Origin of the sequence: Kitasatospora sp. NPDC092948 (genome assembly GCF_044754805.1) — a bacterium.
Taxonomy (GTDB): Bacteria; Actinomycetota; Actinomycetes; order Streptomycetales; family Streptomycetaceae; genus Kitasatospora.
Map to the genome: position 1 here is coordinate 144,999 of NZ_JBIVPU010000006.1, position 26,247 is coordinate 171,245.

Consider the following 26,247-nt stretch of genomic DNA (forward strand, 5'->3'; position numbering starts at 1 on the left):
GTCGGAGTAGGCCGGGTGGATGGCGTTCCGCGCCTCGCCGTCAAGTCTGCACACGGACCGGCCGATGCGTCTGGAAGATCGACCCGCATCAATCCGACAGGCATCCCGGCAGAACCGGTCGGAGAACCGGCTCGGGACGAGGCAGCCGCTCGGCGATCCGTCCCTCACGACCGTCCCTCACGACCCGGCTCACGTCCGCATGCCCGGAATCGACGGCAGACCGACAGGGAGCAGGACGTGCGAATGACCAGCGGGGTATCCAGAGGGCGGGGCCGGTCCCGCTGGATCGGCGTACTGTGCGGCCTGCTACTGGGCCTGGCCGCACCTCCACCGCAGGCGTTCGCCGCGTTCCCGGTCGTCGACCCGAACGCCCTCTACGTCAGCGCCGTGGGAACCTGCCCGTCCGGAATTCCGCCCGCGCAGTGCTTCACCACCGTCATCGACGCGGTCCACGCCAACGAGGCCGACGGGGTCGGCGGCCGGACCGTCTACGTGGACGACGGCGTCTACACGGGCAGCTTCCTGATCAGCAAGCCGATCGACCTGATCGGCACCAGCAAGAACGCCGTCATCCAGACCACCAACCAGGCCAGTCAGATCCTCACCTCGGTCGCGGTGCAGTCCTCGAACGTGACGATCGAGGGCCTGACCATCAAGAGCTACGACGCGCCGGCCGGCCAGCCCTCGATCGACGCGGTCTGCGTCTACGTGCAGAGCGGGCCTGGCGGCGCCCCGATCAGCAACGTCACCATCCGGAACAACGACCTGCAGCCCGGCTACTTCGCCGACGCGTCCGCGGACAACGGGTACGCGGTGCTGACCCAGTACCTCTCCACCGCGCTGATCACCGACCTCACGGTCGAGGGCAACACCATCGAGCCGCTCGACCCCGGGACCGGCGCCGCCCGGCCGCTCGTCATCAACGCCGGCACGGCGAACACGACCGTCCAGAACAACACCGTCACCGGCACCTACGTCGCGGGCTCGCTGTTCTCCGGCCAGAACGGCAACGTGGTCGTGACCGGGAACAGGTTCGACGGCGTCTCCGACTACTCCATCCTGCTCTACCAGGGCGGCTGGCCGGTCGACTGGGGCAACGTCGTCGTCACGGACAACGAGTTCTCCCACTCGAAGCTGTATCCGATCTACGTCTACGACACCCAGATCAACCGCATCACCGGCAACACCTTCACCGACATCGTGCCCGGCGCCGCCGACCTGGTCGCCGTCCACCAGTACCTGGGCACCGAGCCGGACAACCTGACCCCGAACGAGCCCACCGGCACGGGATTCGTCAACACGCCGTACATCTACGCCCAGCCGCAGTACACGGTCGACGGCGCCCACTACGTCGACTACGTCCCGGAGACCTACACGGTCGAGTACTACAAGGACAGCATCGCCCCCGGGAACGAGATCGGTACCCCCGTCAAGGGCGTCACCTTCCTCTCCAACGCCCCCATCACCGAGGCGGTCGTGGACCAGGACCTGGGCGTGGGGTGGATCGACGCCCGCCGGCCCGCCGGTTACTCGGACGGGGTCGTCACCTTCCCGCCGGGCGGGATCGACCCGGCCGACGACGTGGTCCGGGTGCTCTACACCGTCGCCCCGAGCCCGTCGCCGTCGCCCTCCCCCACCCAGCCCACCGAGAGCCCCAAACCGTCCCACAGCCCCCGGCCGCCCGGCCCCGAGCTGCCGGAGACCGGAACGCCCGCCGGCTCGCTGGTGCCGCTGATGTCGGTGCTGTCCGGCGCCGGCGCGCTCCTGCTGATCACCGCCGCCGCACTGCGACGCTCCCGCCGCGCCGGCCGCGACCGTACGCCCAGGCCGTAACCGGGACGGCAAACGGCGCCTGCCGGGACAGGGCTTCGGCCTCGTCCCGACAGGCGCCGTCGGCGTGCCGGCCGGTCTGCCGACGTCGGCCGACCTGCCCGTGCCGGCCGGTCTGCGTGTGCCGGCCGACCTGTCCGTGCCCCCCGACCTGCGTGTGCCGCCCGACCCGCCCGCGTCGGTCGCCCTGCCCGTGCTAGCCGACGTGCACGCGCGGGCGCCGGCTGCGGTCGGGCTCGGCCTCGCGGAGCACCTCGCGGGTGACGGGGGCGACCTCGCCCTGACCGAACAGGAAGAACCGCAGGAACTGGGCGAACGGGCTGCCCTCGGTCCACTCGAAGTAGATGTGCGGGAGTTCGCCGGTGGTGTCGCGCACGTGCAGCAGTATCGCGGCGAGCGCGTTCGGCACGCTGGAGTGTTCCAGCGTCAGCGCCCGGTAGCGGTCGTGCAGCACCTCGCCGCGGACCTTCAGTTCGACTTCGAAGTCGGACGGGTCGAGCACCGTGACCTCGACGAACACCAGGTCGTCCTCGACCGGGATGTCGTAGTCGGCGCGAATCCGGTGCACCTTGTCGCGGTACTCGGCGAGGCTGCGGGTGGCCGGCTTGGTGGCGATCAGGCGGATCGTCCGGTGTGCGGTGTCCCGCACGAAGCGTTCCGCGACCTCGTCCAACTGCACGTCGGTGACGCGCAGTTCGAAGGAGCGGGCGAGCCGGGAGGCGAGCGAGACCAGCACGATGCCGGCGATGAAGCAGGCGCCGATCTTCACGCCGTCGGGGCGTTCGGCGATGTTGACGATGGTGGTGTAGACGAACACCGCGGCGATGATCGCGAAGCCGACGGTCCACCGATGCTGCCGGGCCTTCCGGGCGGCGATGGTGACGGCGATGGCCGCGGAGGTGATCAGCACCAGCACGCCGGTCGCGTACGCGCCGCCCTGCTTGTCGACGTTGGCGTCGAACAGCCAGGTGACCAGGAAGGCGATCGCGGTGAGCACCAGCACCATCGGGCGCACCGCGCGGGCCCAGTGCGGGGCCATGCCGTAGCGCGGCAGGTAGCGGGGCATCAGGTTGAGCAGTCCGGCCATCGCGGACGCGCCGGCGAACCACAGGATGGCGATGGTGGACAGGTCGTAGACCGAGCCGAAGGCGTTGCCCAGGTAGTGGTGGGCCAGGTACGCAAGGGCGCGGCCGTTCGCGGGGCCGCCGGCCTTGAAGTCGTCGGCGGGGATGAGCAGCGTGGTGATGAAGCTGGTGGTGATCAGGAAGCAGCTCATGATCACGGCGGCGGTGGTGAGCAGCTTCCGGGCGCCGCGGATGCGTCCGGTGGGCCGGGCCTCGGTGTCGTCGGGGTCGCCCTCGATGTGCGGCATCACGGCGACGCCGGTCTCGAAGCCGGACAGGCCGAGCGCGAGCTTGGGGAAGACCACCAGGGCGACGCCGATCATCACGATCGGGTTGCCGTGCTCGACGCTGAGGGCGTGCGTCCAGTCGGTGATCACCGACGGGGCGGTGATCACGTGCCACAGGCCGACCGCGACCACCACGACGTTCAGTGCGAGGTACACCGCGACCAGGACGACCGCCATGCCGATCGCCTCGCTGAAGCCCTTCAGGAAGACGCCGCCGAGCAGTGCGACCAGCAGCAGGGTGATCACCACCTGGTGGCCGCTGAGCACGCTGTTCAGGTGCGGGTTCTCCACCAGGTGGGCGGTGGCGTCGGCGGCGGACAGGGTGATGGTGATCAGGAAGTCGGTGGCGGCGAAGCCCAGCAGGGCGAGGACGAAGAGCTTGCCCTTCCAGAACGACAGCAGCCGTTCCAGCATCGCGATCGAGCCTTCGCCGTGCGGGCTCTCCTGGGCGACCCTCCGGTAGACGGGCAGGGCGCCGAGCAGGGTGACGGCGACCAGCACGATGGTGGCGATCGGGGAGAGCAGGCCGGCGGCGAGGGCCGCGATGCCGGGCTGGTAGCCGAGGGTGGAGAAGTAGTCCAGGCCGGTCAGGCACATCACCCGCCACCAGCGCTGTCCGTGCTGCTGGTCGGTGGCCTGGGCGTGCGGGCCGGGGTGCTGCTTGGCCATGTCCGACAGGCCTTCCAGCAGCCAGGCGCGCAGGCGCTGCCGCGCTGAGCCGGCGTCCGCGGGGGCGGAATCGACCACAGTGTTGCTCCTGTCGCGAGGTCGGGAGCCCCGGGCCGCCGGATGCTCCGGCCCACCGGGCGGACTCCCACGTCAATGTAGGTCACCTCCGCCACCGTCCAGGGCAGGCTGGAGCGTAACGTCCCCCATCTGCCCAGCCCGGCACCGGTCCACGCTGCTTGACATCCTGTTGGGGCGGTCTTGGCGAGCCGTTTGCCCAGGCCACCGGGGGTGCGCCGGGTCGGACGCCGCGGTTTCCCGGCCGTTCCACGCCCCGGCGGCCCGGACGGTTCGAGCACGTCCGGACGTTGCCTGTCAAGGGCCGACCGGCCCTCGACGGGGGCCGGTCGGAGGCGGCTGCCGGTGTCGGCCGCCGGGTACGGTTGGGCAGACTGCGGGGTGTCTGCGTCCGGACGCCGGTCCGGGCGTCCGCGATTTGCGCGAGGAGAGTTACTGCCATGTCCGAGGGTTCGGCACCGATCAGGGTGTTCCTGCTGGACGACCACGAGGTGGTCCGCCGCGGGGTGCACGACCTGCTGGACTCCGAGCCCGACCTGGACGTGGTCGGCGAGGCCGGCACCGTCGAACAGGCGCTCGCCCGGGTGCCGGCGCTGCGTCCGGACGTCGCGGTGCTCGACATGCGGCTGCCCGACGGCGACGGTGTCTCGGTCTGCCGGGAGTTGCGTTCACGGATGCCGCAACTCGCCTGCCTGATGCTCACCTCGTTCGACGACGAGGAGGCGCTGCTCGACTCGATCATGGCGGGCGCGGCCGGCTACGTGCTCAAGCAGATCAGCGGCACCGACCTGGTGACCGCGATCCGCACGGTCGCCTCCGGCCAGTCCATGCTCGACCCGGGCGCGGCGACCCGACTGATGGCCCGCCTGCGCGGCGAGGCCCCGGCGCCCGCCCCCGACTTCCCCAACCTGACCGAGCGGGAGCGGGAGATCCTGGCGCTGATCGGGGAGGGACTGACCAACCGGCAGATCGGCGAGCGGGTGTTCCTCGCCGAGAAGACCGTCAAGAACCACATCTCCCGGTTGCTGGCCAAGCTCGGCGTGGAGCGCCGGGTGCAGGCCGCGGTGATCGCCACCCAGACGCTGGGCGCGCACGCGTCCGACCGCGCCTGATCCCCGGACGTCCCCGCTCGGCGGGCGGTGGTGTCGGGGGCGCTCGCTAGGGTTCCCTCCGGGTGGCCGGCCGACCGTGGCGGCCGGCCGAAGCCATCGGGTCTGGAGGAACAGTGCGGCGCTGGGAGCTGGTCGGGAACGGTTCGGCGAAGTTCTGGGAGGCGGCGGCCGACGGCGCGTCCGTGCAGGTCCGCTACGGGCGGATCGGCACCGCGGGACGCGTCCAGGTCAAGGAGTTTGCGGACCCGGCCGCCGCCGAGGCGCACCTGGCGAAGCTGGTAGCGGAGAAGGAGCGCAAGGGCTACCTGGAGACCGGGGCCGCCGACGCTCCGCCGCCGGCCCCCGCGACCGCAACCGCTCCGACCGCCGAGCAGTCCCTCGCGGGCGCGGACGCCGTCGCGGGCGCGGACGCGGGCGCCGTCGCGGATGCCCGGGACGCCGAGGACCTGGCGGGCCTCGACGACGCCGAGTTCGCCGAACTGCCGGACGAGGACGGCCCGTTCGTGCTGCCGCAGTCCTGGCGTCCGCTGGTGGTTCCGCGCCGCGGTGGCGGTGTGCCGGTCGGGCCTGCACGGCCGCCGGTGGACGCGGCGGCGGCCGAGGAGCGGGAGTCGCTGCGGGTCGCCAGGAACGAGTCCCGGATCGAGCAGGTACTCGAAGACCCGAAGTCCGACCGGCAGTTGGTGCGGGCCGCCCGCGCCCACCTGCGGGGGTTGCCGGACCCGGCCGGGGCGGCCGTGGTCGCGGCGCTGCTGCGCGAGACCTGGCAGCGGGGCGGCTTCCAGGAGGTGGTGGACTCCTGGATCGCCCGGTTCGGGCTGGGTTTCGCGGCCCGCGCCGCAGTCGAGTCCTTTGATTTCGACGCGGACGGCACCCGCCCGAACAGCCACCGGACCGCGCTTTCCGCAGGCGGACCGGCCTACCGAAGCCTGCCGGAGTCGGAGTTCGCGTTCACGCTGGCCCGGGGGGTACGGCAGGCGCTGGCAGCCGCCGAGGAGTCCGAATACCGTTCCGTGCTGGCCGAGTTGGCGATGCTCCGGACCACCTGGCCGCGCCGGACGGTGATCGCCTACCTGGCACCGGAGGTGCCGGGCTGGGTGGACAAGTGCCTGGACCAGCTGTCGACGCGCGACCGGCTGGGCAACGTTGCGCACACCCTGCTGCTGCATTCGTTCGGCACGCCGGAGCAGGTCGCACGGTTCGCGCAGTATCCGTTCCGCCGGTGGGTCGACTGGCCGCCCAGCCAACTGCCCACCCTGGCCGACGCGGTGGGCTCCGCCTGCGTACCGCTGTTCGAGGTCGCGCTGGGGAACCAGTACGAGGGCGACCGGGTGCGCGAACTGACGCTCCAGATGGCCGACTTCCCGGGTGACGAGGTGTTCCGGGTGCTGCTCGGCCGGATCGCCGACCGGCACGTCCGGCCGGCCATGCTGCACGCGATGCGCCGTTTCCCGGTGCGCGCGGTGCGGCTGTTGGCGGAGTTCGCGCGGCAGCACACGGGCCAGGAGGCCGCGAGCGCCCGGCAGTTGCTGGTCAGTCATCTCGGCTCGCTCGGTGCGCAGCTGCCCGAGGTGCTGGCCCGACTCGACGCCGACACCGCCGGGTTCGCCGCCTCGCTGGTCTCCCCGGAGCAGCAATTGCCGGAGGCGGCGACGGCCGAGCTGCCCGAGCTGCTGACCTCGCCGCCGTGGACGCGTCCGCGCCCCACCCGCAAGCCGAAGGTGCTGACCGGGGTCGCCGCCGACGACACCGCCCAACTGCTCTGGAAGGCGGGCGAGTCGGAGCAGTGGAGCGTCGGCCGGCCGTCCCCGTGGACCTTCGGCGCGGCGTTCGACTGGGCCAAGGAGGCGGAGGCGTACCTGACCATGTCCGGTGGTCTCTGGTACGGCGCGCAGCTGCTGGCCCACGGCCCGGCCGAGGTGGTGGACCGGTACGTGGCCGACTGGCGTCCCGGCGAGTACTGGAACGCGGCGGAGAGCCTGCGCCCGGTGGTGGCCCGGTTCGGGCTGGCCGCGCTGCCGTTGCTGCACGACGCGGCGAAGGCCCAGCCGGGGCACGTGGTGCCGCTGCTGCTGCCGTTCCGCGACGTCACCGTGGCGGGGGTGATGGCGGATGCCCTGGTCCGGCTCAAGTCGCACCGGGCGACGGCGCGTTCGTGGTTCGTCCGGCACGGTCTCCCGGGTGCGCTGCTGGTGGTGCCGAATGCGGTCGGCAAGGCGGGCCGGGCCCGGTCGGCGGCGGAGAGCGCGCTGCGGACGGTCGCGGCGGACCAGGGCGCGGACGTGCTGATCGCGGCGGTGCAGGAACGTTACGGCGAGGCGGTGGCGGCCGTGGTGGCGGAGGCGTTGAGCGCGGACCCGCTGGTCAACGCGCTGCCCGCGCGGATGCCGGAGTTCCCGGACTGGCTGCTGCTCGGTGCGCTGCCGCAGCTGGTGCTGTCCTCGGGCAAGGCGCTGCCGCGGTCGGCGGTGCGTCAGGTGGTGACCATGATGGCGCTGTCGAAGCTGCGCGACCCGTACCCGGGCCTGCCGCTGGTGACGGAACTGCTGCGGCCGGAGTCGGCGGCCGCGTTCGCCTGGGCGCTGTTCGAGCAGTGGCGGCAGGCGGGGATGCCCGCGGCGGACAGTTGGGCACTGTACGTGCTGGGCGAGTGGGGCGACGACGAGGCCGCGCGCCGGCTGGCGCCGGTGCTGCGCGAGTGGCCGGGCGCGGGCGCGCACCACCGGGCGGTGGAGGGCCTGGACGTGCTGGCGGCGATCGGCAGCGACGTCGCGCTGATGCAGTTGCACGGCATCGCGCAGCGGGTGAAGTTCAAGGCGCTGAAGTCGCGGGCCCAGGAGAAGATCGCCGAAATCGCGGAGACGCTGGGCCTGTCGGGTGAGCAGCTCGGCGACCGGCTGGTGCCGGACCTGGGGCTGGACGCGGACGGCACGACGGTCATCGACTACGGCGCCCGGACGTTCACGGTCGGCTTCGACGAGCAGCTGCGCCCGTTCGTGGTGGACGCGGCCGGCAAGCGGCGCAAGGATCTGCCCGCGCCGGGCGCGTCGGACGATCCGGCGCTCGCCCCGGCCGAGCGCAAGCGTTTCGCCGCGCTGAAGAAGGACGTCCGGACGCTGGCGGGCGATCAGCTGCACCGGCTGGAGGCCGCGATGCTCGCCGGGCGGAGCTGGACGGCGGCCGAGTTCCGCACCCTGCTGGTCGGCCATCCGCTGCTCTGGCACCTGGTCCGGCGGTTCGTCTGGACGACTGCGGAAACCGCTTTCCGGGTCGCCGAGGACCGCACCTTCGCCGACGTCCACGACGAGGCGTTCACCCTTCCCGAGGACGCCGACGTCCGGCTCGCCCACCCGCTGCACCTGGGCGACGACCTGGCTGCCTGGTCCGAGCTGTTCGCCGACTACGAGCTGCTGCAGCCGTTCCGTCAGCTGGCCCGTCCGGTGGTCGCGCTGACGGCGGAGGAGGAGGCGGGGCACCGGCTGCACCGCTTCGAGGGGGCGAAGGTCCCCGTGGGTCGCCTGCTGGGCCTGACCAAGCGCGGCTGGCAGCGCGGCGAGCCGCAGGACGCGGGCGTGGAGTGCTGGTTCCACAAGCCGCTGCCGAACGGCCGGCACCTGGTGATCGACCTGGAACCGGGCATCTACGTCGGCGCAGTGGCCGAAGCCGCCGAGCAGACCTTCCGCGCAGTGTGGGTGGACACCCGGGCGTACGACTACCGGCCGAGCGGCCAGTACCTGGAACGGTTCGCCGACCTGGACGCCGTGACCGCCTCCGAACTCCTCGCCGACCTGGAGGAACTGACCGCCGACTGAGCACCCCTCCGGGGGCCGCGACAAGCCCGCCCGCCCGGTCCGATTCGGTCCGATTCGGTCCGATTCGGTCCGCGCGCCGTGCCGTGCCGGACGGGGCCGGGCCGACCGGTCAGGGCCGGGCAGGCAGGGCCGGGCAGGCATGCAGGCAGGCAGGCAGGCAGGCAGGGGCAGCAGGACGAAGGCGACTCCGCCGGCGGCTACGCGTCCTGCACCAGCAGCCGGGCGTTGACGGTGGGGTTGCCGGCCTGTGCGAGCGGGAACGCGGTGCCGATCTCCTCGGAGTGGCCGGGCACGTCGATGCGGACGGACAGCGTCCGGTCCTGGAGTTGTTCCTGCGGCAAGCGGAAGTCGAGGTTGATGATGCCGTGCTTCACACACGTCGGGCACTTCCGCGGGGTCTTCGGCTGGAAGAAGTAGCGCTTCGCGACCGGCTCGCCGTCGGCGAGCAGCGTCACGACGAACGACCCCGGGATGTTCAGCCGGTCGATGCCCTTCACCCGCACCGACACCGGGTCGGCACTGCGGAACGCGAAGGGGCTGGCGGCGTCGGTGCTTCCGGTCAGGTTCTCCATGGCGCTCTCCGCGGGCCCGGGTACGTCCAACCGGTCGTACGAGACCGTCGTCCCGATCGTCTGGTCGGCGGTCGTGGTGAACGGCGGCAGGGCGTTGAACGGCGCGGTGAGCCAGCCGGTGTCGGTGCCCAGGGTGGACCGGAAGCCGGTCAGGGTGGTCGCCTGGGCGCGGGTCTGCCAGCTCAGCCAGAGGCGGTCGATGTTGCAGTGGAAGAACCAGAACACCGGGTCGAACGACGAGACGTTCTGGTCGGCCATGGTCGGCCCGATGGATCCGTGGCCGCCGTCGTGGGCCTGGATCGAGAAGTCCTGGTACCCGTTGACGTTGTACGAGCCCCACAGCGACTGGGTCAACGAGGTGGCGATGTCGGTCAGCACCCCGAAGTCCTTCACGTTCTGGGTGATGGTCGCGACGGAGAACCGCTGCGTCGTGTACGGGAAGTACCCGGTGACGGGCTGCGGCGTCGCGTTGGCGCCGGGATCGGCCGGCAGGACGTACTGGTCGAGCGGCGGGTGCTGGAGCCGGTCCGGCAGGTCGGTCGTGATGTCCCAGTAGGGAAGCGTCACCGTCTCGCAGCCCGGGACGGAACGCAGCGCGTCCTCGAACTCGATCAGGTACTGACGGTGCCAGGGGTTGAACCGGTCTTCGTGGTGCAGGCACCAGCTCTGCGGGAGCCCGTGCTGCCCGGCCAGCGCGAAGTAGCTGTCCGCCGCCGCGGGGTCGCGGGCCATCAGGCCGCTGAACGCGGTCTTCAGCAGCGTGAACTCGGCGTCGGTCAGCGTGGTGACGTCCTTGCGCAGTCTGGTCGGGGCCGGTCCGCCCGCCGGGGGCCCGCCGCCGGTCGCCGTACCCAGGGGGTAGCCGTTGACGATCCAGTTCTTGAACGTCTGGACGCGGTCGGTGCTCCACTTCCCGGCCTGGTCCGGGGGCATCTGGGCGTTCGGCGGCGAGGTCTGCGCGAGAATGGCGAGCGCGTTCTTCTTCACCCCGTCGTAGGTTCCGAGCTCGATCCCCTTGGCGGCCATGTGGTCGACGTCCTCGGGCCGGAAGAAGAAGCGGATGTCCGCCAGATAGGTGGGCGCTGCGACGACTTGATCGGTGGTCGGGCTTCCTGGGGTCGTGGCCATGCTTCCTCCGCTGGGCTCCGAACGGGAGTGACGGTACGGGCTGCGCGGTGCAGCCGTCCGGGCGGTCGCATCAGCCGCTCCGGGTGGCCGAGCACTCGCGGAGGTGGCTGCGCGATCGACGCACAGAGTCCATGCTCGGAGGGCCCGCGGCCGCCGGCCAGGCAGGCTGGTCCGCACAGGGCGCAGCCGGACGGAGGAACGCCCGGGTCCCCGTCCGGCCGTAGCACCCGTCCCGGGCCCGCGGGTGGTCGGCGGAACGCGGCCCGAGGGCGGACGCGGGCCGGAACCGGGCGCGGGCCGAAGGCGGGCGCGGGTGGTCGACGGAGCCGGAGCCGAGGGCGGGCGCGGGCCGGAGCCGGGCGCGGCATACGCTGATCCGGTTTCGCGTGCTTCGGATGTTCCGCACGTTCACGAGAGGGGCAGTTCAGGTGAGTTCACGCCACGAGCCGCACAGTGTCGAGCCGCTGGGCGAGGAGTTCCGCACCGAGGCGGCCGAGGTGCGCCGGTTCTGGGGCGGGCTCGGGCTGCCCGGGCTGATCGACGTGCACACCCACTTCATGCCGGAACGGGTGCTGCGCAAGGTGTGGGAGTACTTCGACGCCAACGGCCCGCTGGTCGGCGGACTGGCCTGGCCGATCACCTACCGCACCGAGGAGACCGAACGCACGGCCATGCTAAGGGAGTTCGGTGTCCTGGCGTTCACCTCGATGCTCTACCCGCACAAGCCGGGCATGGCCCGGTGGCTGAACGACTGGGCCGTCGACTTCGCCCGCCGCACCCCGGACTGCCTGCACACGGCCACCCTGTACCCCGAACCCGACACCGGCGCGTATGTCCGTGAGGCCCTGGACGCCGGGGCCCGGGTGTTCAAGGCGCACGTCCAAGTCGGCGACTACGACCCGGCGGACGAGCAACTGCGGGCGGCGTGGGGCATGTTGGCGGAGGCGGGCGTCCCGGTGGTGATGCACTGCGGCTCCGGGCCGGCGCCCGGCCGGTTCACCGGACCGGAGTCCGCCGCCCGGGTGCTCGCCCGGCACCCGCAACTGCGGCTGATCGTCGCCCACTTGGGCATGCCCGAGTACGACGCGTTCCTCGACCTCGCCGAGCGGTACCCACAGGTGCACCTGGACACCACCATGGCGTTCACCGACTTCACCGAGAGCTTCATGCCGTTCCCCCGGGCCTCGCTGCCGCGGCTCGCCGACCTCGGCGACCGGATCCTGCTCGGCACGGACTTCCCGAACATCCCCTACCCGTACCTGCATCAACTCCGCGCACTGGAAAGCCTGGAGCTCGGATCCGACTGGCTGCGCGCGGTCTGCCACCACAACGCCGCGAAGCTGTTCGGCCGCTGACCGCGCCAACCCCGCCGTCCGTCTACGGGTGCCTGCCAGTCGTCCGCCGTCCGCCTACGGCATACACCCGCAGGCGGACGGCGGGTGTATGCCGTAGGCGGACGACCGGCTGCGGACGACTGGCTACCATCGCCGCATGGATCGGGACGTGCCGCGCGCACCATGGCTGAGGCGACTGCCGTCGGGCGTCTGGACGGTGCTGACCTGGTGCGCCGCCGGGCAGTTCGCCCTGTTGCTGTTCATGTCGACGACCTTCGACATGGCCCCGCCCTTCGGGCTCCGGCGCCCGCCCTTCGTGTTGGAGCTCGGGTTGCGGGCGGCCCTGGCAGTGGCACTGGCGCTGCCGGTCTGCTGGGCCCGGCGGTGGCCGACCCAGGTCTTCGGGGTGCTGCTGGCCGAATCGGCGGTCGCCCTGCTGCTCGGTGAGCGGACGTGGCCGCTGTTCATCGCGATGGACGCCCTGCTCGGCTACCTCGCGGCGGTCCGTCCCGGCCGGGTCTCGGTGCTCGCCGGGCTCGCCGAATTCGCCTTCTGGTTCGGCCGGGAGATGGCGTTCGGGCTCGGCACGGCGGATCTCGGCGACCTCGCGAGCAGCGCCGCGGCGTTCGCGGCCGGCCTCGCGATCCCGTGGGCGATCGGCAACTCGATACGCCAGCAACGCCGTTACACCAAGGAGCTGCGGGCCCACGCCGCCCGCCAGGCGATCACCGTCGAACGACTGCGAATCGCCCGGGAGTTGCACGACGTGGTGGCGCACAGCATCGGCGTGATCGCGATCCAGGCCGGCGCGGCGAGCCTGGTGCTGGACGCGGAGCCGGCCGGGGCGCGCCGGGCCCTGAACACCATCGAAGCCACCAGCCGGGAGACGCTGTCCGGCCTGCGCCGGATGCTCGTCTCGCTGCGGCACGCCGAAACCGACGGCGACCAGTCGATCGCCGTGCCGCTCGCCGGACTTGAGGCCGTCGACCGGCTGACGGCGAGCATGGCCCAGGCCGGTGTCGAGGTGGACGTGCAGTGGCAGGGACAGCCCCGCCCGCTGCCGCCCGAGATCGACCTGGCCGCCTTCCGGATCGTCCAGGAGTCGGTCACCAACGTGCTGCGGCACGCCGGCGCCGACCGCTGCGAAGTGCACATCGCCTACGAGGAGCAGGAGTTGACCATCGAGGTACTCGACGACGGCTGCCGTCGCACACCCGAACGGACGTCCGACCAGACGCCCGGCCAGACGCCCGACCGGGCAGCTGACCGGGCAGCCGGCGGAGCAACCGACCGGGCGGCCGGTCACCGCACCGACGGAACCGGCTACGGGATCCCCGGGATGCGCGAGCGGGTCGCCCTGCTGAACGGCCGGTTCACCGCCAACTCCCGTCCCGAGGGCGGCTTCCGGGTCGCCGCCAGGTTGCCCGTATGAAGGCCTCTTCCACCTCCACCGACTCCACCTCCACCACCTCCACCGAGGGCGTCGAGGGCGTCGAGCCGGTGATCCGGGTGCTGCTCGCCGACGACCAGGAACTGGTGCGCGCGGGGCTGGGCATGGCCATCGCCCACGTCCCCGGCCTGGAGCTCGCGGGCGAGGCGTCCACCGGCGCCGAGGCCGTCCGGCGGGCGGCGGAGGTGCGTGCCGACGTGGTGGTGATGGACATTCGGATGCCCGGTATGGACGGGATCGAGGCGACCCGGCTGCTCACCTCCGGCGCTGCCGACCCGGTGCCGCGGGTGCTGATGCTGACCACGTTCGACGACGACGAGAACGTCTACGCCGCGCTGCGGGCCGGCGCGAGCGGCTTCCTGGTCAAGGACATGGCGCTGGTGGACATCCTCGCCGCGATCCGGGTGGTCGCCGCGGGCGACGCGCTGATCGCGCCGAGCGTCACCCGTCGGCTGATCGCCGATCTCACCGACCGGCCCGCACCGGCCGCGCCGAAGCGCAGCCTGCCGGGGATCACCGGGCGCGAGCTCGAAGTCCTGACGCTGGTCGGGCGGGGCCTGTCCAATGCCGAGATCGCCGAGGAGCTGTTCATCGCCCCCGCCACCGCGAAGACCCATGTCGCCCGGCTGCTGGCCAAGTTGGATGCCCGTGACCGCGTCCATCTGGTCATCGCCGCGTACGACGCGGGCCTGGTGTCCCCGGGCGGATGAACACTCCCGAACGGGGACACCGGCCGGTTCCGCTACGGCAGTTGGACGGTGACCTCCGGCTGGTCCGGGGACGGCCCGTCCAGCAGCGGCTGCGGCTTACCCTTCAACTGGAGGTCGAAGAAGGCGCCGAGGTACGTCCGGGTGATCGCCACTCCGCGCTCCGGGTCGATCGCTCCGGGCTTGTCGGGCAGGCCGACGGCCCGGGCGATCAGCATCAGGTCGCTGAAGGTGCCGTGCTGGGCCCCGGCCACGGTGAGCCGGCGCTTCCACCCGTCCAGGCGGGACCAGGCCTTGTCCCAGCTGGGGTCCATGCCCGGTGCCTCGTCGAACCCGGCGCCGAGCAGCAGGAAGGGCCGCCCGCCCAGGCCGGTGGCCGGGACCGGCGCGAAGAACGTGCCGTCCATGTTGACCCCGGCGCGCACCCGGCTGTCGGCGGCCATGGTCGTGGCGGCGGCGTCGCCCCCGATGGAGTGTCCGGCCATGCCGATCCGCCGGCGGTCGATCAGGCGGGCGTACTTCCACGGCGAATCGTCCGAGGTCAGCCGGTCGATGAGGAACGAGGCGTCCTTCGCCCGGCTCTCGGCGATGGCCGCCGGGCCGCCCTCCGGCGGCTGGTCGCAGATGGCGCAGGGGAGCGTCCTGCCGTCCGGGAGGGTGACGCCCGAGGACTCGTAGGGGTGGTCGATCAGCGCCACGACGTACCCGCGGCTGCTCAGGTCCTCGGCGATGCCGGTGAACACGGCCCGCGGGAAGGTGAAGCCGGGCGAGAGCAGCACCAGCGGGAACCGGCCCTCCGCCGGGCGGGCGTCCGTCCGCGCCCAGGTGGCGACGGAGGCCAGCGCCTCGGGCGAGAGGCCCGCGTTCGGGGCCTTCGCCTCCAGGAACAGCCGGGCCTCCTCGGTGGTCATGTAGGGCGCGGGCGTCCCGCTGCCGGCCCGGGCCGGGTAGTACATCGACACCATCAGCTGCCGGGCTCCCGCGGACGGCACCCACGGGTCCTGCCGGTTCCGGTCGACGAGGTGCAGCACCTGCCGCCCGACCGCGTACGGTCCGGTCGGGCGCGGCAGCGAGACCGCCGCCCCGACCGACGCGGGGGCCGCGGCGGACGACGTCGGAGCGGAGGCGAAAGCGGGGGCCGCGGCGACGATCGGCAGCGGCAGAACGAGGGCGAGTGCGGCGGTCAGGGCCGCCCGGCGAATACTGGTCATGCCGCTGAACTTAGGCTGCGGATAAGGCACTTGACGTCTGCCCCGAAGCGGACCGAAACGTCCGCTCCCGGGCGGACCCGCGCTCCGCCCACAGGCGGACCACCTCCGCCTCCCGAGCCGAAGCCCCGGGGTCGACCGACGCCCTCGTACGGGAGTGTGCGCGCCCCGGGTCAGGGACGTTGGCGGAGGATCAGCTTCCGGTGCAGCTCCTGAAGGCCTTCGGGGAGGTCGTCCGGGGAGAACCATCGGGCATCCAGGATCTCGAACGACTCGACCTCGAGCTCCCCGCCGACGAACAGCGCCTCGTAGGCGACCTCGATGCGCAGCTTGAACCCGCTCTTCAGGTAGGCCAGTTCGCCGACCTTCACCGCAAGCCCGGTCTCCTCCCGGACCTCCCGCACGACCGTGTCCTCGAAGCTCTCGCCCTTGTTCGCGTAGCCGCTGGGCAGGCCCCACTGCCGGCCCTCCGGCCACATCCGGTGCTTCAGCAGCAGCACTCGGCCTTCGCCGTCGCGGACGATGCCGGTGACCCCGACCATGAACTTCGAGTGCCAGAGCCACAGCACGCGCCACTGCATCGGCCCCCGGATGATCCGCCACAGCTTCACGGCGACCTTCTTCATGCGTTCACCCTCCGTCGATGCGCTCGCCCGATTATCGGCCTCGCGGGCGCACCTCCGGACCACGGAACACCTGACCGACGCGGAGCGGTCCGCGACCGGGCGGAGCGGCCCGCCCTCGCCCGGTCAGCGCAGCAGCAGGTCGATCACGCCCGTGAGGTCCTCCTCTCCGCTGCCCTCGGCGAGGCGGCGGCGCATCAAGTCGAAGTAGGGGGTGAGCAGTTCGGGACTGACGCCCTGTTCTTCGGCGGTGGCGAGGAAGGTCGGGGTTCCGGCGACCTGCATGGCGAGGGTGGAGACGACGTCGGTGGTGTAGTCGCCGGTGCGCAGGTGTTCGGCGCTCTGGTGGACGGAGGGGGCCATCGCGGTGAGCCAGTCGGCGAGGAGCGGCGCGAGAGTGGCGGGGTCGATGTTCTCCTTGCGGATCAGGGCGAAGGCGTGCGCGGCGCCGGCCAGCATCCCGTACATGGCGCTGAGCAGGGCGACGTCGTGCAGGGCGGCGAAGCCCGGGTCCTCGCCGACGTAGGTGGTGGCGAGCGGGACGGCGAGGGCCGTGCGGTGACGGTCGAACACGTCGCGCGGGCCGCTGTAGAAGACGTAGCCGCCGGCCTGCGGGATGCCGACCATCGGGGGGACGGCCATGATGCCGCCGTCCAGGTAGCGGGCGCCGCGCGCGCGGACCCACTCGGCGCGGGCCCGGGCCTGGGCGGGGGTGCTGGTGGTCAGGTTGACGACGTCGCGGCCGGTCAGGTCGGTCCCGGCCAGGACGTCGCCGACCGAGGTGTCGTCGAGCAGGCAGACCACGACCAGGGTGTTCGCGGCGACCGCCTCGGCGGCGGTGCCGGCGACGGTCGCACCTTCCGGGGCGAGGGCGGCGGCGCGGGCCGGGGTGCGGTTCCAGACGGTGACGGGGTGGCCGGCGGCGAGCCAGGCGCGGGCCAGTGCGGTGCCCATGGTGCCGAGGCCGAGCAGGGTGACGGGGGTGTTCGAGGGGACGGTGTCAACGGTGTTCTGTGCCATGCCGTTTAGGCTGGTCCAGGGCCCGGAGGTGATCAAGTACGCACTTCGAGGTGGGTGGTTACCCCGGGGTGAGTGAGCACGTCGGAAGGGGTGGGGCATGACGACGCTGAACCGGCCGGGCACGCCGGAGGGACACGTCTGCGGGATCGACTCCGCGATGGAGGTGATCGGCGGCCGGTGGAAGGTGCTGATCCTGTGGGCGCTGCACGAGCAACCGTGCTGCCGTTTCGGCGAGTTGCGCCGGCTGCTGCCGGGGGTCACCGAGAAGGTGCTGGCCTCCCATCTGCGCGAACTGGAGGCGGACGGCGTGGTGCGCCGGGTCTCGTACGAGGAGGTGCCGCCCCGGGTCGAGTACTCGCTGACCGAGGACGGCCGGCGGCTCAACGACGCGCTCCGACCGCTGGCGGACTGGGCGCGCGAGCGGCAGGCCCGCCGGGCGTAGCCGTCGCCGACCCACGGGGGCGCACCCGTCACCGATCCACGGGGCGCAGCCGTCGCCGACCCACCGGGCGTGGCCGTCGCCGGCCCGCCGCGCGCAACGGCCCGCAGTACGCGGGGACTTCTGGACTTGTTGGTCCATTTTCGTCTCCCTAACGTGCTGGTTGTGCCCGGACGGCGGGCCCCACAGGAAGGTGTCACCCCATGCATGCGATCCGTATCGAGGAGCACGGCGGCCCCGAGGTCATGCGGTGGACCGAGCTGCCGGACCCGGTGCCGGGCCCCGGCGAAGTGCTGGTGCGGCTGGGTGCGGCCGGCGTCAACTACCTGGACACCGGAGCGCGGGCGCTGGGCGGGCCGGGTTGGGCGGCGCCGGTGGTGCTGGGGGCCGAGGGGATGGGTTACGTGACGGCGCTCGGTGCGGGCGTCGCGGAGTTCGCGGTCGGCGACCGGGTGGCGTGGTTCTACCACCCGGGCAGCTACGCCGAGTTGCTGGCCGTTCCGGCGGCATCGCTGGTGAAGGTGCCGGACGGGGTGTCGGACGAGGTGGCCGGCGGTCTGCTGATGCAGGGCCTGACAGCGAACCACCTGAGCACCGAGACGTATCCGATCGGCCCGGGTGACACGGCGGTGGTCCACGCGGCGGCCGGCGGGGTGGGCCAGTTGCTGACCCAGCTGGTAAAGGCGCGCGGCGGTTCGGTGATCGGACTGGTCTCCCGCGAGGACAAGGCCGCGATCGCGAAGGAGGTCGGCGCCGATCACGTGCTGGTGCACTCCGGGGCCGGGTTCGAGGACCGGGTGCGGGAGCTCACCGGCGGCCGGGGCGCGGACGTGGTCTACGACGGCGGCGGCACGGAGACCTTCCGCTCCTCCCAGCTGGCACTGCGGCCGCACGGCGTGCACGCGTACTACGGCCCGTTCATGGGTGTGCCGATGCTGCGGCCCACCGACCTGCCGAACAGCATCCTGCTGACGTACCCGGTCGTGCACCACCACGTCGCCAACCGCGAGGCGCTGGTGCGGCGGACCGGCGAGGTGTTCGACCTGGTGCGCGGTGGGCAGTTGACGCTGCGGATCACCGGCCGGTACCCGCTCGCCGAGGCCGCCCGGGCGCACGCCGACATCGAATCGCGGCGTACCACCGGCAAGTTGATCCTCGTTCCCTGAGAGACTGCCCCGAGGACGCACCGGGAGGGATCCATGTCGTTGACCCGCAAGGGCGTCGCGACCAGGCAGCGCATCGTCGCCGGCGCGGCGGAGCAGATCCGCGAGTTCGGGGTGTTCGCGGTGCGCCTGGAGGACGTGATGGCGCGCACCGCGACCAGCAAGAGTCAGCTCTTCCACTACTTCCCCGGTGGCAAGGACGACCTGCTGCTGGCCGTGGCCCGGCACGAGGCGGACCGGGTGATCGAGGACCAGCAGCCCGAACTCGGGTCGCTCACCTCCTGGGACGCCTGGCAGCGGTGGCGCGACAAGGTGCTGACCCGGTACCGCACCCAGGGCAGCGACTGCCCGCTCCACACGGCGCTCGCCCAGCTGGGCGGAGTCACGGACGCCACCCGGACGGTGGCCCGCGAGCTACTGACCCGGTGGCAGCGCCAACTCGCCGTCGGCATCCGGCAGATGCAGGCGGACGGGGCGATCGCACCGGACCTGGACGCCGATCGGGAGGCCGCGGCGCTGCTGGCGGGGCTCCAGGGCGGCGTGCTGATCCTGATGACCACCGGCGACTCCGACCACCTGGAGGCCGCCCTCGACAGTGGCCTCGCCCGCCTGCGCGCCACCCGCTGACCCGCCCGCCGCGCGCAGCGCCCCTGACCCGCCGGGTCGTCGAGCACCCCCTGCACCCCTGCACTCGTTGCGCCGCCCCTTGCGCCCCTTGCGCCTCTCGCGGGGCCTGTCGGCCCGACCGGGTACCGTCGACCGAGTCGAAACGATCACCGGTTCGATCACGGCGACGGGAAAGAGGTGCAGAGCAGTGGCGGCTGTCGGGAAGAGTCGTGGCGTCGGCGAGCGTCCGGCCGAGGCCGGGCGGCCGGGGCTTCAGCGACCGCCCGCCGAGGTGCGGTACGCCGAGGAGTTGGCGGCGCTGCGGGCCTCGGACCGCGATCCGCGGCCGCCGGGCTGGGAGTTGAGCCTGCGGGCGGCCCGCCGGTTCGTGGTGGGCGACGAATCGGCGGGCATCAGCCGGAAGTTCGTGGGGAACAGCGCGCTGGTCGAGCGGGCGCTGGTGACGCTGGCGACAAACCGCGGGCTGATGCTGGTGGGCGAGCCGGGCACCGCGAAGTCGCTGCTGTCGGAGCTGATCGCGGCGGCGGTCAGCGGCACGTCCACCCTGACGGTGCAGGGCGGCGCGGCCACCACCGAGGACCAGATCAAGTACGGCTGGAACTACGCCCTGCTGGTGTCGGAGGGCCCGTCGCCGCGGTCGCTGGTGCCCGCGCCGATGCTGAAGGGGATGGCGGAGGGGCGGGTCGTCCGGTTCGAGGAGATCACCCGCTGTCCGCTGGAGGTGCAGGACTGCCTGCTCTCGCTGCTGTCCGAACGGGTGTTGGCGATACCGGAGTTGGACGGGCCGGACGGGATGGTGTTCGCCCGCGCCGGGTTCAACGTGATCGCCACCGCGAACACCCGCGACCGGGGCGTCAACGAGATGAGCGCCGCGCTCAAGCGCCGTTTCAACTTCGAGACGGTGTTCCCGATCGCCGACCTGAGCACCGAAGTCGCCCTGGTGGAGGCCGAGTCGGCCGCGCTGCTGCGCCGCTCCGGCGTCGAACCGCCCCCGGACCGGGACCTGCTGGAGGTGCTGGTCTCGACCTTCCGCGAACTGCGGTCCGGCGCGGAGAGCGGTGGCGGCGGCCGTGGTTCGGCGGTGCTGAGCACCGCCGAGGCGGTGTCGGTGGCGCACGCCGTCGGGGTGCGCGGCTGGTTCCTGCGCGGTGAGAGCGGCAGCGCGGAGGACCTGGTGACGTGCCTGGCCGGCACCGCCGCCAAGGACAGCCCCGACGACCTGGCCCGGCTGCGCCGCTTCCTGGAGCAGCAGGCGGGCCGCCGCAGCGGTGGCCGATGGCGTGAACTGTACGACGCCCGGCACCTGTTGGCCGACCGGTGAAGGAACTGCCGGACGCCAGGGCGGTGTTCCTCGGGGTGCGGCACCACTCCCCCGCGTGCGCCGCGCTGGTGGAGCGGACGATCGCGGAGCTGCGGCCCGGTCAGGTGCTGATCGAGGGCCCGGCGGACTTCAACACCCGGCTGGACGAGCTGCTGCTCGGCCACCGGCTGCCGGTCGCGGTGTTCTCGCACTACCGGGACGAGGAGCGCACCGCCACGTCCTGGGCGCCGCTGTGCGACTACTCGCCGGAGTGGGTGGCCCTGACGGCGGGCCGGGCGGCGGGGGCGCAGGTCCGGTTCATCGACCTGCCGGCCTGGCACCGGGCGTTCACCGCCCGGGAGCTGCCGCTGACGAACCGTTTCGCCGACGCGGAGGCCCGGTACGCGGAGGCCACCGAGCGGCTGTGCCGGGCCTTCCACGCGGATTCCGTGGACACCCTGTGGGACGGCCTGGTGGAGCTGCCGGACCCGGACGGCCTGGCCGACCGCCTGGACGCCTACTTCGCGCTGGTGCGCGGCGATGCGGCGGCCGATCCGGGCGACGCGGCCCGCGAGGCGTACATGGCGTCCTGGGTCCGCGCCGCGCTCGCCCACTCCGACGGCCGCCCGGTGCTGGTGGTCACCGGCGGCTTCCACACGCCTGCGCTGCGCGCCCTGGTCGCACAGGGGCAGCCGGCGGACGACCGACCGGAGGTCCCGCAGCCGGCGGACGACCGACCGGAGACTCCGCAGCCCACGAACAGCCGAGCGGAGGCTCCGCAGCCCACAGACGGCTGGCCGGAGGTTCCGCAGCCGCCGGACGGCGCGGTCGGCGGGAGCTACCTGGTGCCGTACTCGTTCGCCCAGTTGGACGCGTTCGGCGGCTACCAGTCCGGCATGCCGTCCCCCGGCTACTACCAACTGCTCTGGGAGCGCGGCGCGGAGGGCGCGGCGGACGCGCTGACCGGGCAGGTGGTGCAGCGGCTGCGCGGGGCACGGCAGGTGGTGTCGACGGCGGACCTGATCGCGGCCCGGACGCTGGCCGACGGTCTGGCGATGATGCGCGGCCACCGGGTGCGGTCCCGGGCTGACGTGCTGGACGGGCTGGCCGGGACGCTGATCGGCGAGGCACTGGAGCAGCCGCTGCCGTGGCAGGGGCGGCTGCGCCCGGGCGCGGGGCCCGATCCGCTGGTGCGGGCGATGGTCGCGGCCGGCACGGGCGAGCGGCGGGGCCGGCTGCACCCGGGCACGCCCGCGCCGCCGCTGGTGCACGATGTCGCCGCCCGGCAGGAGAGCTGCGGGATCGTCCTCGGTCGGGCCGTCGACGTCGATCTGACCGATCCGGCGCAGCTGGCGCGGAGCCGATTCCTGCACCAGCTGCGGGTGTTGGGCGTTCCGGGCCATGTCCGGGAGAGCGGTCCGACGGGTGGCGGCGATCCGGTGTTCGTCGAGCGCTGGGAGCCCGCGCCGGGCGGCTGGGCGCACCGCCGGGATGCCGCGCTGGTGGAGGCGGGGGCGTACGGGGCGCGGCTGCCCGATGCGGCGGCGGTGGCGCTGGCCGAGCGGGCGGCGGACGCGGATGCGGGGCCGGACGCCCTCGCCGGGCTGCTGTTCGACGCGGTGCTGTGCGGGGCGGGTGCGCTCACGGCCGAGCTGCTGGACACGCTCGCCGCACGGGTCGGCGTGGTGGCCGAACTCGGCGCGGTGGGCGAGGTGTTGGCGACGTCGCTGGACCTGTGGCGGCACGACCGGGTGTACGGGGTGGCTGCGGACGAGCGGCTCGGCGCGGTGCTGGGTGCGGCGTTCCGGCGGGTGCTCTGGCTGGCGGAGGGGCTGCACGGCGGAGCGGGCGTCGATCCGGGCCGGCTGCGCGCGATGGTCGCCGCCCGCGACGCCCTGCGGCACGCCGCCCGGATGCTCCCCGTCCCCTGGTCGGCCGTGTCCACCGCCGCCGACCGAATCGCCGCCGACCCCGCCGCCCCTCCCGATCTGCGCGGCGCGGCCCTCGGCCTGCGCTGGTCACTCCCGTCGACCGACCGACGGCTCGACGTCAACGAATCCGCCCACCCACCGCGCAACATCGACGAGATCACCCACCAACCGCGCAACATCGACGAAACCGCCCACCAACCGCCCGACATTGACGAAATCTCCCGCCGGGCAACGGCGTTGGCGTCCGATCCGGCCCGCCTCGGCGACTGGCTGGCCGGGCTGTTCGCGCTGACGCGGGAGCAGCTGGCCGGCCCGGAGCTGGGCACCGCCGACCGGCCGTCGCTGTTCGACGCCCTGGACGTGATCGTCACCGGGCTGGCGGCGGACGAGTTCCTGCGCGGACTGCCCGCCCTGCGGCAGGCGTTCGCGTTCTTCCCGCCGCGCGAACGCGAACGGATCGCCGTCCGTCTGCTGGCCCGTCGCGGTCGCGGCGGTTCGGCACGCGCGCTGCTGCGTACCGGCGCCGCGCCGTTGCAGCTGGCGCGCGCCGCCGCGCTGGAACAGTCCGTCTCCGACCTGCTCGGACGGCACGGCCTCGCCCCCTCGTCCTCGACTCCGGCCGCGGCCGCGGTCGTGGTGGCCGAACTTGCTTCTGCTGCCGCCCCGGTGGCGGCGCCCGCGCTGCCCGACGAGGGCCTGGAGCGCTGGCGGCTGATCCTCGGCTCGCCCGCCGAGCGGTGGGCCGGTGCGCTGTCCGGGCGGGCCGCCGAGCAGGACGGCGCGCTGGAGTGGCTGTACGGCCGCGACCCGGAGGCGGGTCGGCGCGGGGTGCGGCAGGGCGTGCCCGCATCGCGCGAGGGCGGGAACGGGCCGTCCCGACCGACCGCGGTGGACTGGCTGGAGGACATCCACCGGCTGTTCCCGAAGGAGACCGTGGAGCGCCTGGAGCGGGACGCGGTGGAGCGGTACGGCATCGACGAGATCGTGACCGACCCGGAGGTGCTGTCGCGGGTCGAGCCGAGCCCGGCCCTGCTCCGCGCGGTGCTGCGCACCAAGCACCTGATGAACCCGGAACTGCTGTCGCTGGCCCGGAAGTTGGTGGAAGCGGTGGTCCGTGACCTGCTGGCTCGCCTGCGGCCGGAGCTGCGCCGGGCGTTCACCGGCGCCCGCGCGCCGGGGCGCAGCCGGGTGCCGTTGGCCCGGAACTTCGACTTCCGTTCGACGGTGCGCGCCAATCTGGCGCACTACCAGCCTGAGCGGCGGCGGCTGCTGATCGAGCGGCCGTACTTCCACACCCGTTCGCGCCGCACCCTGGAGCAGTGGCAACTGGTGCTGCTGGTCGACCAGTCGGGGTCGATGGCCGGGTCGGTGATCCATTCGGCGGTGACGGCGGCCTGTCTGTGGAACCTGCCGGGGCTGCGCACCCACCTGGTGGCGTTCGACACGGCGGTGGTCGATCTGACGGCGGACGTGGCGGATCCGGTGGAGCTGCTGATGCGGGTCCAACTGGGCGGCGGCACTGACATCGCGAAGGCGGTGGACTACGCGGCGGGTCTGTTGGACAACCCGCGGCGCAGCATCGTGGTGCTGGTCACCGACTTCTACGAGGGCGGTGATCCGGCCCGACTGGCGCGCGGTGTGCGGATGTTGGTCGAGCAGGGCAGCACGGTCCTCGGGCTGGCCGCGTTGGACGAGGAGGCCGATCCGGTGTATGACCGCGAACTCGCGGGCCGGTTGGCGGCGTTGGGGGCACATGTGGGGGCGATGACGCCCGGGCGGCTGGCGGAGTTCGTGGCGGAGAAGGTGGGGCGGTGACGGGCGTCGGCGCGGTGCGTTCCGACCTGTTGGCGCTGGACGCCGACACGCTCGCGACGCTGGCCAACCGCGGGCTGGTGAAGCGGGCGGCGCGTGAACTCGCCGCCGGTGACGGGCCGGTGGTGGAGGTGGCGGCCGACGGCGCGGTCTCGGGGGCGTTCCCGGACGGTGTCGCGGCCCGGCTGCCGGCGGGCGCGATGCTGGAGGCGGGCCAGTGCAGTTGTGCCGCGCCCGGGGTGTGTCGGCACCTGGTGGGTCTGGTGCTGGCGTATCAGGCCGACCACGTCCCGTCGGCGGCCGGGCCGGAGGTGCAACTTCCGTGGTCTCCGGGTGAGTTCGACGATGCGGCGGTGCTGGCCGCGGTGGGCCGGTCGGCGGTGGCGGCGGCGCGCCGGGTGTGGGAGCGCGGGTTCCGGGCGACGGTGCTCCGGATGGGCGACGGGGGTGGCGGACAGTCGGCGCCGGCGGTGGAGCTGGCCGGTTCCACGGTCCGGTTCCCCGTCCCGCACAGTCTGAACTTCGCGCTGAGCGGCGCGACTTCGGACCGGCACGGCGAGCAGGTGGCGCTCGCGGTGTGGGCGTTCCGGGCGGCGGACGCCGACGGCACGCCGTCCGGGGTGCCGCGCACGGTGGGCGGCGGTCCGGCGCGGGAGGCCGCCGAACCGGCGGTGGCGGCGACGGCCCTGGTGGCGGAGCTGCTGCGGGCCGGCACGGCGGCCGCGGGGCCGGTGCTGGTGGCGCAACTCGCCCGGGCGGAGGCCGAGTCGGCGGCCCGGTCGGCGCACTGGCCGGCTGCGGCGCTGGGCGAGCTGCGCGACCGGTTGGCGGCGTACGCGGACCGCGCCGCGCACTACGACCCGGACCGGGTGGCCGAGTTGCTGGCGGAGCTGTGCGCCCGCGACCGGGCCGCCGACCGGGCGACTGCCACGGGGGTGGGCGAGAGCGCGGTGACTCCGCTGCGCCGCTCCCGGCTGGTCTCGTTGGGCTGCCGGATCACCGGCCGCGGCGAGCAGGAGCGCACGGCGGCGATCTATCTCGCCCAGCCGGACGCCGGGATCGTCCTGGTGCTGCGCAAGCACTGGCGGCTGACGGACGGTGGGGCGGGGACGGGCGCGGACCTGGCGGGGCGGCGGGTGCTCGGCCAGCCGGTGCGGGCGCTGGCGGCCGCGAACCTGGTCAGCGAGTCGATCACGCGCAGCGCCGGGCGGGCCGTTGCCATCGGGCGCGGCCGGGTCGGCACGACCACCGTCACCGACGTCGGAGGCGCCTGGACGTCGCTGCCCGCCCCGTTGCTGCTGGACGACGCGGCGGCCCATCTGCGTTCGCTGCGGGGGCGTCCGCCGAGGCTGATCCGTCCCCGGATCGAGGCGGAGGACGCGCACGTGCTGGCCGTCGCGGAGGTCGGCCCGGTCGGCTACGACCCGGCCCGGCAGCGGCTGGAGGTCGTGCTGTACGACCCGGCGGGCAACGCGGTGCTGCTGTCCGCCGAGCACGACGTGCACTGCCCGGGCCGGTTGGACGCGCTCGCCGACGCGCTGGCCCGCGGCCCGGTCACCCATGTGAGCGGCCTGCTGCGCCAGGTCGCGGGCCGGCCGGTGCTGGACCCGCTGACCGTCCGTCACGCCGGCGGCCTCACCTCGCTCGACCTGGCGCCCGCCGGCCCGCCGCGCCCCTTCGACCTGCTCGCGCCGGCCCCGGCGGACCCGCTGGCCGCCGCCCTGGTCGAGGCCCGTACCGCCCTCGCCGACCTCGCCCGCATCGGCCTCGACACGGCCTCCCCGGCCCAGCTCGCCCCCGCCGCGACGACCCTGCGCCGCGCCGGCCTGCGCACCGCCGCGGCCCTCCTGGACGCGCTCGCCGCCGACCCGGCCCCCGCCCGCTGGGCCGACGCCGCGATCCACGTCCTGACGGCGCTCGACCTGCACGAGGAGGCGCCGGAGGGCCCGTGAGACGACGACCGGCCCCCGCGCCCCGCCGGGTTGTCGGCGGCGCGCGAAGGCCGGGCGGGACGACCGGATGAC

The 26,247-nt window shown here is 73.3% G+C and carries 17 protein-coding genes; 12 read left to right on the forward strand and 5 right to left on the reverse strand.

Annotated elements, in window-relative coordinates:
* The first annotated feature begins 243 nt into the window (after positions 1 to 243).
* Positions 244 to 1,833, forward strand: coding sequence for a nitrous oxide reductase family maturation protein NosD (locus ACIQF6_RS20095; RefSeq protein ID WP_400896741.1), 1,590 nt, complete (start codon positions 244 to 246; stop codon positions 1,831 to 1,833).
* 193 nt (positions 1,834 to 2,026) lie between these two features.
* Here the strand turns inward: ACIQF6_RS20095 and ACIQF6_RS20100 are convergent, their stop codons facing one another.
* Positions 2,027 to 3,988, reverse strand: coding sequence for an amino acid transporter (locus tag ACIQF6_RS20100; RefSeq protein ID WP_400896743.1), 1,962 nt, complete (start codon positions 3,986 to 3,988; stop codon positions 2,027 to 2,029).
* Between the two features lie 437 nt (positions 3,989 to 4,425).
* On the opposite strand from ACIQF6_RS20100, the gene ACIQF6_RS20105 reads away from it, so the two are divergent.
* Positions 4,426 to 5,097 (forward strand): response regulator, encoded by a 672-nt coding sequence (locus ACIQF6_RS20105; RefSeq protein WP_400896745.1) that lies wholly within the window; start codon positions 4,426 to 4,428, stop codon positions 5,095 to 5,097.
* A 113-nt stretch (positions 5,098 to 5,210) separates the two neighbouring features.
* Positions 5,211 to 8,909: a DUF4132 domain-containing protein gene (locus ACIQF6_RS20110; RefSeq protein WP_400896747.1), complete on the forward strand. Its 3,699-nt coding sequence runs from the start codon at positions 5,211 to 5,213 to the stop codon at positions 8,907 to 8,909.
* Positions 8,910 to 9,106: 197 nt separating this feature from the next.
* On the opposite strand, the gene ACIQF6_RS20115 is transcribed toward ACIQF6_RS20110, so the two are convergent.
* The gene (locus ACIQF6_RS20115) at positions 9,107 to 10,609 is read right to left on the reverse strand and encodes a tyrosinase family protein (RefSeq protein WP_400896749.1); all 1,503 of its coding nucleotides are present in this window, start codon (positions 10,607 to 10,609) and stop codon (positions 9,107 to 9,109) included.
* 428 nt (positions 10,610 to 11,037) lie between these two features.
* Between ACIQF6_RS20115 and ACIQF6_RS20120 the strand changes: the two genes are divergently transcribed.
* The 3 genes from ACIQF6_RS20120 to ACIQF6_RS20130 all read left to right on the forward strand — a co-directional run bounded on the left by ACIQF6_RS20120 (position 11,038) and on the right by ACIQF6_RS20130 (position 14,103).
* Positions 11,038 to 11,964 (forward strand): amidohydrolase family protein, encoded by a 927-nt coding sequence (locus tag ACIQF6_RS20120; RefSeq protein WP_400896751.1) that lies wholly within the window; start codon positions 11,038 to 11,040, stop codon positions 11,962 to 11,964.
* 136 nt (positions 11,965 to 12,100) lie between these two features.
* The gene (locus ACIQF6_RS20125; protein ID WP_400896753.1) at positions 12,101 to 13,375 is read left to right on the forward strand and encodes a sensor histidine kinase; all 1,275 of its coding nucleotides are present in this window, start codon (positions 12,101 to 12,103) and stop codon (positions 13,373 to 13,375) included.
* Positions 13,372 to 14,103, forward strand: coding sequence for a response regulator (locus ACIQF6_RS20130; RefSeq protein WP_400896755.1), 732 nt, complete (start codon positions 13,372 to 13,374; stop codon positions 14,101 to 14,103). Before ACIQF6_RS20125 ends, ACIQF6_RS20130 begins: the two co-directional genes overlap by 4 nt.
* Before the next feature lie 32 nt (positions 14,104 to 14,135).
* On the opposite strand, the gene ACIQF6_RS20135 is transcribed toward ACIQF6_RS20130, so the two are convergent.
* The 3 genes from ACIQF6_RS20135 to ACIQF6_RS20145 form a co-directional block, all read right to left on the reverse strand.
* The gene (locus tag ACIQF6_RS20135) at positions 14,136 to 15,311 is read right to left on the reverse strand and encodes an alpha/beta hydrolase family protein (protein WP_400896757.1); all 1,176 of its coding nucleotides are present in this window, start codon (positions 15,309 to 15,311) and stop codon (positions 14,136 to 14,138) included.
* A 170-nt stretch (positions 15,312 to 15,481) separates the two neighbouring features.
* Complete coding sequence (locus ACIQF6_RS20140; RefSeq protein ID WP_400896759.1) at positions 15,482 to 15,934, reverse strand: NUDIX domain-containing protein; 453 nt, start codon at positions 15,932 to 15,934, stop codon at positions 15,482 to 15,484.
* 123 nt (positions 15,935 to 16,057) lie between these two features.
* Complete coding sequence (locus ACIQF6_RS20145; protein ID WP_400896761.1) at positions 16,058 to 16,951, reverse strand: NAD(P)-dependent oxidoreductase; 894 nt, start codon at positions 16,949 to 16,951, stop codon at positions 16,058 to 16,060.
* A gap of 97 nt (positions 16,952 to 17,048) precedes the next feature.
* Here ACIQF6_RS20145 and ACIQF6_RS20150 point away from each other — a divergent pair, with 97 nt between their 5' ends.
* The 6 genes from ACIQF6_RS20150 (at position 17,049) to ACIQF6_RS20175 (ending at position 26,175) form a co-directional block, all read left to right on the forward strand.
* Positions 17,049 to 17,393 carry a winged helix-turn-helix transcriptional regulator gene (locus tag ACIQF6_RS20150; RefSeq protein WP_400896763.1) on the forward strand — a complete coding sequence of 115 codons (345 nt, stop codon included), beginning with the start codon at positions 17,049 to 17,051 and terminating at the stop codon, positions 17,391 to 17,393.
* Between the two features lie 200 nt (positions 17,394 to 17,593).
* Positions 17,594 to 18,556: a quinone oxidoreductase family protein gene (locus tag ACIQF6_RS20155; protein WP_400896765.1), complete on the forward strand. Its 963-nt coding sequence runs from the start codon at positions 17,594 to 17,596 to the stop codon at positions 18,554 to 18,556.
* Between the two features lie 33 nt (positions 18,557 to 18,589).
* Positions 18,590 to 19,180, forward strand: coding sequence for a TetR/AcrR family transcriptional regulator (locus ACIQF6_RS20160; RefSeq protein ID WP_400896767.1), 591 nt, complete (start codon positions 18,590 to 18,592; stop codon positions 19,178 to 19,180).
* A 187-nt stretch (positions 19,181 to 19,367) separates the two neighbouring features.
* Positions 19,368 to 20,501, forward strand: coding sequence for an AAA family ATPase (locus tag ACIQF6_RS20165; protein WP_400896769.1), 1,134 nt, complete (start codon positions 19,368 to 19,370; stop codon positions 20,499 to 20,501).
* Positions 20,498 to 24,226, forward strand: a complete 3,729-nt coding sequence (locus ACIQF6_RS20170; protein ID WP_400896771.1) for a DUF5682 family protein — start codon at positions 20,498 to 20,500, stop codon at positions 24,224 to 24,226. The genes ACIQF6_RS20165 and ACIQF6_RS20170 overlap by 4 nt, the downstream gene beginning before the upstream one ends.
* Positions 24,223 to 26,175 carry a hypothetical protein gene (locus tag ACIQF6_RS20175; RefSeq protein ID WP_400896773.1) on the forward strand — a complete coding sequence of 651 codons (1,953 nt, stop codon included), beginning with the start codon at positions 24,223 to 24,225 and terminating at the stop codon, positions 26,173 to 26,175. The genes ACIQF6_RS20170 and ACIQF6_RS20175 overlap by 4 nt, the downstream gene beginning before the upstream one ends.
* Positions 26,176 to 26,247: the final 72 nt, after the last annotated feature.

What these genes read in the sequence shown, in the direction of transcription:
- ACIQF6_RS20145 (WP_400896761.1), bottom strand. Translation starts at nt 16,951, where the DNA reads ATGGCACAGAACACCGTTGACACCGTCCCCTCGAACACCCCCGTCACC.
- ACIQF6_RS20130 (WP_400896755.1), top strand. Translation starts at nt 13,372, where the DNA reads ATGAAGGCCTCTTCCACCTCCACCGACTCCACCTCCACCACCTCCACC.
- ACIQF6_RS20140 (WP_400896759.1), bottom strand. Translation starts at nt 15,934, where the DNA reads ATGAAGAAGGTCGCCGTGAAGCTGTGGCGGATCATCCGGGGGCCGATG.
- ACIQF6_RS20095 (WP_400896741.1), top strand. Translation starts at nt 244, where the DNA reads ATGACCAGCGGGGTATCCAGAGGGCGGGGCCGGTCCCGCTGGATCGGC.
- ACIQF6_RS20105 (WP_400896745.1), top strand. Translation starts at nt 4,426, where the DNA reads ATGTCCGAGGGTTCGGCACCGATCAGGGTGTTCCTGCTGGACGACCAC.
- ACIQF6_RS20125 (WP_400896753.1), top strand. Translation starts at nt 12,101, where the DNA reads ATGGATCGGGACGTGCCGCGCGCACCATGGCTGAGGCGACTGCCGTCG.
- ACIQF6_RS20135 (WP_400896757.1), bottom strand. Translation starts at nt 15,311, where the DNA reads ATGACCAGTATTCGCCGGGCGGCCCTGACCGCCGCACTCGCCCTCGTT.
- ACIQF6_RS20150 (WP_400896763.1), top strand. Translation starts at nt 17,049, where the DNA reads ATGACGACGCTGAACCGGCCGGGCACGCCGGAGGGACACGTCTGCGGG.
- ACIQF6_RS20160 (WP_400896767.1), top strand. Translation starts at nt 18,590, where the DNA reads ATGTCGTTGACCCGCAAGGGCGTCGCGACCAGGCAGCGCATCGTCGCC.
- ACIQF6_RS20155 (WP_400896765.1), top strand. Translation starts at nt 17,594, where the DNA reads ATGCATGCGATCCGTATCGAGGAGCACGGCGGCCCCGAGGTCATGCGG.
- ACIQF6_RS20115 (WP_400896749.1), bottom strand. Translation starts at nt 10,609, where the DNA reads ATGGCCACGACCCCAGGAAGCCCGACCACCGATCAAGTCGTCGCAGCG.